This is a genomic window from Kutzneria buriramensis, assembly GCF_003387475.1.
GTDB classification, from domain to species: Bacteria; Actinomycetota; Actinomycetes; order Mycobacteriales; family Pseudonocardiaceae; genus Kutzneria; species Kutzneria buriramensis.
In genome coordinates this window covers 1-8,125 of record NZ_QUNO01000048.1, presented here as the reverse complement: position 1 = coordinate 8,125, position 8,125 = coordinate 1, and the positions used below count along the sequence as shown (strand labels likewise).

Annotated in this window: 6 protein-coding genes and 1 pseudogene; 3 read left to right on the top strand and 4 right to left on the bottom strand. The window is 66.9% G+C overall.

Features of this window, described 5'->3' with window-relative positions:
* Positions 1 to 272: 272 nt before the first annotated feature.
* From BCF44_RS54440 to BCF44_RS54430, 3 genes are all read right to left on the bottom strand, one after another.
* Complete coding sequence (locus BCF44_RS54440; protein ID WP_246016346.1) at positions 273 to 800, bottom strand: P-loop nucleotide/nucleoside kinase family protein; 528 nt, start codon at positions 798 to 800, stop codon at positions 273 to 275.
* A gap of 502 nt (positions 801 to 1,302) precedes the next feature.
* The gene (locus BCF44_RS57285) at positions 1,303 to 1,572 is read right to left on the bottom strand and encodes an MBL fold metallo-hydrolase (protein ID WP_211353716.1); all 270 of its coding nucleotides are present in this window, start codon (positions 1,570 to 1,572) and stop codon (positions 1,303 to 1,305) included.
* 122 nt (positions 1,573 to 1,694) lie between these two features.
* Positions 1,695 to 3,995, bottom strand: a complete 2,301-nt coding sequence (locus tag BCF44_RS54430) for an ATP-binding protein (RefSeq protein ID WP_170218284.1) — start codon at positions 3,993 to 3,995, stop codon at positions 1,695 to 1,697.
* Between the two features lie 498 nt (positions 3,996 to 4,493).
* Here BCF44_RS54430 and BCF44_RS54425 point away from each other — a divergent pair, with 498 nt between their 5' ends.
* From BCF44_RS54425 to BCF44_RS54415, 3 genes are all read left to right on the top strand, one after another.
* Positions 4,494 to 4,952, top strand: coding sequence for a hypothetical protein (locus tag BCF44_RS54425; RefSeq protein ID WP_116182461.1), 459 nt, complete (start codon positions 4,494 to 4,496; stop codon positions 4,950 to 4,952).
* A 59-nt stretch (positions 4,953 to 5,011) separates the two neighbouring features.
* Positions 5,012 to 5,440, top strand: coding sequence for a hypothetical protein (locus BCF44_RS54420; protein WP_116182460.1), 429 nt, complete (start codon positions 5,012 to 5,014; stop codon positions 5,438 to 5,440).
* Between the two features lie 225 nt (positions 5,441 to 5,665).
* Complete coding sequence (locus BCF44_RS54415) at positions 5,666 to 7,570, top strand: N-acetylmuramoyl-L-alanine amidase (RefSeq protein WP_246016345.1); 1,905 nt, start codon at positions 5,666 to 5,668, stop codon at positions 7,568 to 7,570.
* Between the two features lie 153 nt (positions 7,571 to 7,723).
* Here the strand turns inward: BCF44_RS54415 and BCF44_RS54410 are convergent.
* Positions 7,724 to 7,982, bottom strand: a pseudogene (locus BCF44_RS54410) (DUF1330 domain-containing protein).
* Positions 7,983 to 8,125: the final 143 nt, after the last annotated feature.

Sequence of the window (8,125 nt, the reverse complement as noted above, 5' to 3'; positions counted from 1 at the left end):
AACGCCTGGACCCAAAAGCCCTCATGCCGGCCTGACGCTCTACGGAGTCCTCCGAGCGCTACAGGAACTGCTGGCTTGTTGGACCGGCACATGCATCACCTGCCAGCGACCACTGCCGAACCAAAGATCAACTTAACGAAGTACTACTAGGCGGTGAGCGCGGGCGTTCGCGGCAGCGACGCCCGCCACCCTCTTTGCGAAGGCGTCGACTGACCTGCGGTAATACGCCAGCGGTGCTGTCGGCCAGCGCGAACGCCGTTAGAACAGTTGGATTAGCTGTCGGTGCATGAGGGCCAGTGGTCTGCTGCCCACTCTGGCCAGTCCGGCCATCCTGCCGGAGGGGCGGGGATCTCCCCGCCGTTGAGTTCGGCGGCGTCAGGCACCTGGAATTGCTCCCGCCACGCGTCCACGTCGGCCTCGCTCATCGGGAACGTCTGGTGCGGTGTCGTTTCCTGGCGGTGGGCGATGCGGGCGAGCTGGACGTTCTTGTCCACGGGCAGGTAGACCACGTGGCATGCGGCCCCGGCCGAGCGGGCCAGCCAGCGCAGTGCCGACCGTTCATCGCGACCCCAGAGTCCGTAGTCGAGCACGACGTTGATCCCCAGTCGCAGCGCCTGAAGGGCGACTGAGATGAGCCGCCCTTCGAGCACCCACCGCTCACCACCTGGCCGCTGGAAGTCACCAATGGCATTGCCGAACAGCGGGATCATCCAGTGATCCGGGGTCAACCGCAGCGCGTGGTGCGCTGCCGCGAGCTCTTTGGCCCGGGTGGTCTTCCCGGCGGCGGGGAGCCCGACCATGAGAACCAGGGTGGCGATACGCGGGTCCGGCGTGACGACAGGTCCGGCTGGGGACGGGCATGGAAATGGTTCTTCGCTCTGTGAATCGAAACGCTGCGACTGAGACATGGCTCCCCTGATCAGGCAGGATGACCCGGCAGCACAGGAACACGCGAGTGGCTGCCGGCAGGACACTGATCCGGCGGTACGTGCTGGCACTGCCCCCGGCAGGGGCAGGCGATGAGGCCGCGGTTACGGCAACCTCGGCACCGCCGCTATGCGGCGGTCCGGGTGGTCATGGCAGCGAAGCAACCCATCGCTCCATCGTAGCCGACAGCTGCACCGAGCTCACCCGGTGACAACAAGCCTGCCTATGTGACAACTAACCCGCCGCTTTCATGCCGATTCGGCGTCCGGTAATACCGCTGTGTGACCTCACCTTCTCGTTAGCCACCTGTGGCGCCAACTGGTGGAGTAGCAATATTCAAACCCTGCGGTATTCGCGGTACTCGCCACCATCTCGTCACCGTCGGCCAGCGGTCTTGTTGAGGAACACCTGAAAGGTCTCGATGGCTGGACCGGGCAGCGGGTCACCGTGTTCGAAGCCGACCGCCACGACGTCGGCAGGGATCCGGGTAAGGCTGGTCGCTTGAGCGGTGGGGCCGGCGGCGAACGTGCTGGGCCCTAGCCCGAGCCGCTTGTGGTGGACGACCGCGTCGCCGATCAGTAGGGCGCGGGTGAGTTCGTGGAGCAGGGCGATGTGGCCGTAGCGGAACTCAGTCCTTGAGGACACGTCAGCCGCGGCCGCGACGTCGGCGACGGTTGTCTTGTCTGAGCCGCGCCTGGCGAACGGCAACCCCGCCCCGCCGGACGCGAACGCGTGCTCATCCTCAACGCCACTGCACTACAGGAGCGCTATTGGGTCGCTGATCGATCCTCGGGCGGCATCTGCGAGCATGTTTCCCCGAGGGTCTCCAGCCGCTGTTGGACGCGTTCGGCAGCAACCAAGCGATGTTGGGCCTGGTACACCTCCAGCGCTTCCCGCCACACGGCGCTAGCCTGCTCGTATTGGCCGAGTGCGACGTGCGGATGGCCAAGTTCTTCAAGGGTCTCAGCCAGTTGGTAGAGGTCGCCGACGCCACGGAGCAATGAGACCGCCTGCCGGTAGTGGTCGACCGCGTTGGTGTAGTTGCCGGTGTGGAAGTCGATGTAACCGAGGCTGTCCAGGGTGATCGCTTCGCTGCTGTCGTTGCGTTGCTGGCGCTGTAGCAGGAGTGCGGCCTCGCAGTGTGTGCGGGCGCGGTCGTACTGCCCCAATCGGGCTTCGTGCCACCCGACCGAGTTGAGCGCGTCTCCCTCGAGCTCCGTCAGGTTGAGCTCCTGGTACAGGCTCAGCGTGTGGGTGATGTGCCGCAATGCTTGTTCGTCGTCACCTCGCCAGCCCCAGAGCACGGCCAACGCATAGTGAACTCCGGCCTGCTGGAGGCGGTCATCGCTGCGTTCGGCCAGCGACAGCGCCTGCTCGAGATGCCCTTGGCCCTCGTCATCACGGCCGATGCGGGCAAGCGCGAGGCCGAGGAGGTGGTGGACTGTCGCGCGGGTGCCGGGTTCGTCGAGGTGGGTGGCGGCTGGCAGCGCTGCCTCCGCGACGACGACGTCGTCGTGGAGACAGCCCCGCCGGTAGTGGAACCGGTTGAGGGCCCAGGCCAGTTGCCATACCGCCTGGTGCCAGCCGCGGGCGGCGGCTTCGTGCTGGCAGGCGAGCAGGCAGGAATGCTCGACGTCGAACCAGCGCAGGGCCGCGTGGTCATCGGTCAGCGGGTACGGCACGCAGCCCACCATCGGTGGATCAAGATGAATCGACGGGCGGTATGGGGTCAGGAGGCGGTCGCCGGTGTAGGCGGTGTGCAGGTAGAAATCCACCAGACGGCGCATGGCCGTGTGCTGGTCGCTTTCGGAGGGAGTCCGGTTCGCTTGCCAACGGGCGTACTGGCGGACCAGATCGTGCATTCGGTAGCGACCGGTGGCGTCCTGGCTCAGCAGGGAGGCGCGTTCCAGCCCACGCAGTACCTGGCGTGTGCGGGAGATCGGCAAGCCGATGAGGTTTGCGGCGGCGGGAGAGCCGATATCCGGCCCTGGGGCAATGCCCAGCAGTCTGAATGCTCGGGCCTCGTCGTCGGGCAGTGTGCGGTAGGACCAGGACAGCACGGATGGCAGGCTCGTGGTCGGGTCAGCGTCCTCCAGAGCGCTCAACCCGGTGTCACGGAATTCGGTGGCCAGCACGGTCAGCGCGAGTTGTGGCTGTGTTTGGGCGCGGCCGGCGATGACGCTCAAGGCCAACGGGAGCCCGGCGCAGTATGCGACGAGTTCGTCGACAGCATCGGGTTCGGCGGCGAGCCGGTCGACACCCAGTCGGTCGGCAAGCAGGGCGGTCGCATCGGATTCAGCCAGTACATCAAGCGGTAGTGGGTGCGCGCCATGCGTGGTGAGCAGTCCGGGGAGCCAGTTTCGGCTGGTGATCAGCACCGCGGTCGTGGGGCTGCCCGGCAGCAGCGGTTCGACCTGGGCGGCGTCGGCGGCGTTGTCGGCCAGGATCAGCATCTGTTTGCCGGCAAGCAGGCTGCGGTACAGGCCGACCTGTGCGTCCAGTTCAGTGGGTATCGCGCCGGGAGCGACACCCAAGGCTTGGAGGAAGACGCGCACTGCGGTTTCCGGCGCCATCGGGTCTGCTGACGGGTCGAACCCGCGGAGGTTCACGAACAACTGCCCGTCGGGAAACCAGTCGATGTGGTGGCGGGCCCAGTGCAGCGCCAGCGACGTCTTGCCTACTCCCCCGGGGCCGCTGATGACACAGACCCGCGCAGTGGGGTCGGGTTTCCGCTGGGTGTCCAGCGACCCGGTGAGATCCGTGAGTTCTCGGGCTCGTCCGGTGAACCGTGGTGGCGCTGCCGGAAGTTGTCGTGGCACAGCGGAGACGCTGGCTGCTGCGGGCCGTGCGCTGTCGAGCACGGCCATCACCAGCCTGTCGTGCTCTTGCGGCGACAGAGCCAGCCCATCAGCCAGTCGACGCACCGATGCGAGGTGGTAGCTGCGCTGCGTGCCTGTCTCCATGCTGCGGATCGTGCGGACCGACACTCCGCAGCGCTCGGCCAACGACTCCTGCGTCAGCCCGGCACGTAGCCGCAGCTCCCGAACCAACTCGGCGAGATCCCCCACGCCTACCTCCCCCAGGCTGTCAGTGCGCACGGATGGTAGCGGGTCGACCGGCAAGTTCTTGCCGGTTACGTGCCTGGCGCCGCCCACGGCGTGGCCCGACGATGTTCACGCCGGAGCGGTCGTCCAGCCCGACGGGGCATCTCCGGTCGGAGTGTGACGGCGGCGGCGGGGCGAACGCAGTTCAGGCGGCATTTTCGAAGCCGACGGAGCACCTGCGCTCTTCGGCGGGTCGCAACCTAATTCCAGATCGGGGGATTGTTGGTGCGAGACTGCTTTCAGTCATCGGTTCGTTTGCGGCACTCGCGCTGGCGGTTGGGCTTGCTACGCCTGCGTTAGCGGCGCCCGCGGTCACCCGCTTGTTGTAGCGCCAGGAGTACCGGGCGAGGGCCTGATCAGCCACTATCACCGACGAGGCGACGCGCGCCCACATGATCTCGGAATGCAGCACCCGTAATCAGTGAATTCCGTGAAAGAATTCTCCAAAGAAGGGGCGTCACGATGGTTGGCAAGACCCTGAAGAGAGCCGCCGTCGTCGCCGCGATGGCCGTGGCCCCGCTGTGCGTGACGGGGGTGGCACACGCCAGCGGTGTGGAGTGCGGCGCCCAGCAGATCGGTAACGCATCTTTCAACCTTTGCACCTACGTCAACAATGACGGCGGGGACGGCCTGTATCTCAACTACGTGACCAACTACATCGACACCTCGCAGGACGGCTGGACCTTCCCCAACGGCCAGAACTGCACCGTCCAGACGGCGCTGACGGTCTGGCCAGGCAACGGCTTCTACACCATCTTCGGCGACTCGTACCCGTGCAACACCTACAAGGTGGATCCGTCCTACACCTTCCACCTCGGCAGGGAGTTGACATCCAACTCGGAGGTGTGCTCGACGCTGTTCTTCGCCCCGTACAACCAGCGGGCTGGCTACTCCAGGGGCTGCGTCGGCGTGCACCGCTGACGCCGAAGAACCACTGACGGACCGATGCCGGCCACGGCGACACTTCAACGGGGGACGACATGACACGCCTTATTCGGCACCCGGCGACGCTCGCGGTCGGCTTCGGCCTGGTGGCCGCCGCGGTGGCCACGGTGATGATCACATCGGCGCCGCACGGCACGACGACACCGCCGCCCTCCGGTCAGCCGGTCGACCCGTACGCGATGGCGGTGTCCGAGGCCGCGGGGCCCGGCACGGACGAAGGGTTCTCCTTCGGCGAGGGCGTCAAGACCGCAACACTACGGCTAGAAGCCCCCACGTTCTTCTACACCGCGTGCGCCACAGGCGAGTTCACCATCGACACCCAGCACGTGCCCTGCACCGGAACGGCGCACCGCATCGGACCCTATGGCGCCAAGGGCTCGACCGTGACCATCACCTCGCCGGCCGCGCGCTGGGCTCTCATCGCCCGCGACGCCCGATACGGTCCCGCGTCGACCAGGGGCTGAGCAACGCCGGAACTCTGTTGTCCTCGCCGCCCAACCTGATCACCTCCTCGACCTGTTCGATGCGGGCTTTGACGAGGTCTTCCTCAGGCCGCTGTGCCCGAACGTGGTCGCCTTACCTTCTGGCTCGATTCACCTGCTCTGACCGCATCGATCGGAACGGGAGCGTCCTCCTTGTCAATCACGATCACCTCACGACGCAGTTTTCAGGGGGCGGTGGTCGCCACCGTGCTGAGTGCACTGCTCGCCGCCGTGCCATCAGGCGCGTCCGCCGCGAACGACCCGGCCGGCCCGTCGGGCGGCCTGGCCGCGGATTTCGCCTCGGCCGCGCACGAGTTCGGTGTGCCCGAGCCAATCCTGCTCGCGGTGTCCTACAACCTGACCCGGTGGGAAGCCCACAGCGGTCAGCGCAGCTCCGACGGCGGATTCGGGCCGATGGACCTGATCAGCTCCGATACGATCGCGCCGGCCAAGGGCAGTGGGCGGGGCGCCGCGTCCCCGGTCGCCGTCTCGGCCAAGCACACCCTGGACGACGCGGCGAGCCTGTTGGACGTGCCGGCGGCGGTCCTGAAGAGCGATGTTGGACAGAACATTCGGGGAGCGGCGGCGTTGCTGGGCAAGCGGGCACGTCAGTCCGGCGTGCCGACCGGCGCCATCGGCCAGTGGTACCAGGTTGTCGCGGCGTTCGCGGCTGCACCGACCACCGCGGGGGCGAACGCCTTCGCCGACGACGTGTTCACGACGCTGCGCAGCGGTGCGGCCGCGACCACCAGCGACGGCCAATCGTTGCGGATACCGGCAGATCCGACGCTCACGCCGGACACCGTGAAGACGCCGAGGGCCACGGCCGCCGACGTGCCCGCGCCGGAATGCCCGACAGACCTTGACTGTCGCTTCGTGCCCGCGGCCTACGACTGGTCCAGCGCCGATCACAGCGACCCCAACAATTACGGGAACTACGACCCCGCCGAGCGCCCCTCGGACGGCAACAAGATCACCACCATCGTCATCCACGACACCGAGAGCGTGCAGACCAGTTCGGCCACCCCCTACGACCAGGCCATCGCTGCGTTCCAGGACCCCGCAGACGGCACGAGCAGCCACTACGTGATCCGTTCCTCCGATGGTCAGGTCACGCAGATGGTGCCCACCAAGGACATCGCGTGGCATGCGGCCAACTGGACGACCAACGAGGGCTCGATCGGCATCGAGCACGAGGGCATCGCCGCGCAGGGCGGCACCTGGTACACGGAGCAGATGTACCAGGCGTCCGCGAAGCTGGTCCGCTATCTGGCCGCCAAGTACAACATTCCCCTTGACCGCCAGCACATCCTCGGCCACGAGGACGTGTCCAGGGAGCGCACCACCAACTTCGGCGCCGCACACTGGGATCCGGGCCCCTACTGGGACTGGGCGCACTACATGGACCTGCTGGGCGCGCCGATCAAGGCCACCGCGTCCGCCGCGAGCCAGGTCGTGACCATCGATCCCCGATACGGCGCCAACCAGCCGCCGATGACCACCTGCGACAGCTCGGGCCAGAACTGCGTCGCCCTGCCCGCACATGGTGCGAACTTTGTCTACCTGCACACCGCGCCGAGCGCGGACGCACCGCTGATCACCGACCCCGTGGTGCATCCGGACGGAACGGCCGGCACCACCCGGATCGACGACTGGAGCGACAAGGCTGTCGCTGGACGGTCGTACGCGATGGCTGGTCAACAGGGCGACTGGACAGCGGTCTGGTACGGCGGCCAGAAGGGGTGGTTCTACAATCCGAACTGTTCCGTCACGGTGCCAACCAGAGGACTGCTGCTGAGCCCAGCGCCCGGGCGTGCGTCGATTCCGTTGTACGGGCGGGCTTTCCCCGAACAGTCCGAGTATCCCGCCACCATCCCGTTCGATCCGGTGTGGACGGTCGGACCGATCCCGTGGACCATGGCCGCCGGCCAGAGCTATCTGGCGACCGGGGTCTTCCGGGCGGAGAACTACTACGCGCGCTTCGACCCGGCTGCCGTGCCCAGCAATCACACGCTCGTCACTGGCAATACGGACTACTTCCAGATCTCCTACAACCATCGCGTCGTCTATGTGAAGGCATCGGACGTACAGTTGCTGCCCTACAACAGCTGATCCCCGCGCTGACAGCGTCGTTCCGGCGGCGCTGTCAGGAGTGTGGCCCTCGGACCAGCTATGGTTCGAGGGCCACGTTCGTTCATCCTGAATGTGCCGCCCGCTGGGTGATCGCCTGCTCGCGGCCAGGGCCGTCGCCGACTGCGCCCTTGGTTAGTCGATGCCTTCGATGATGCGGAAGTCGCGCTCGACGCCGTCGGAGAGAGCGACCAGCGCCTCCTGGTAGGCCTCGCTCTCGTGTGCCGCGAGGGCCTGTTTGAAGCTGTCGAACTCGATCAGGACGGTGCGCTCGGCGATTCCGGCGTCGTGTGCGACGACCCGACCGCCACGGGCGAGGAGCCGTCCGCCCCCCGCTTGGACGGCCGGACCGGCCAGCTTGTTGTAGGCAGCCGAGCTTCTCGGGGTCTGAAATGGTGCGGTAGACACTGACTCAGTAGCCCTTGGCCACCGAACCTCCAGTGAGCCTTTTTCATCCTGCGGCGAGCTTCCGGTCCTGGAGGACGTGGATGGCCTTGGCCGGTCGGCCGGCGCGGTGCGGGCTGCACCGCAGCTTCC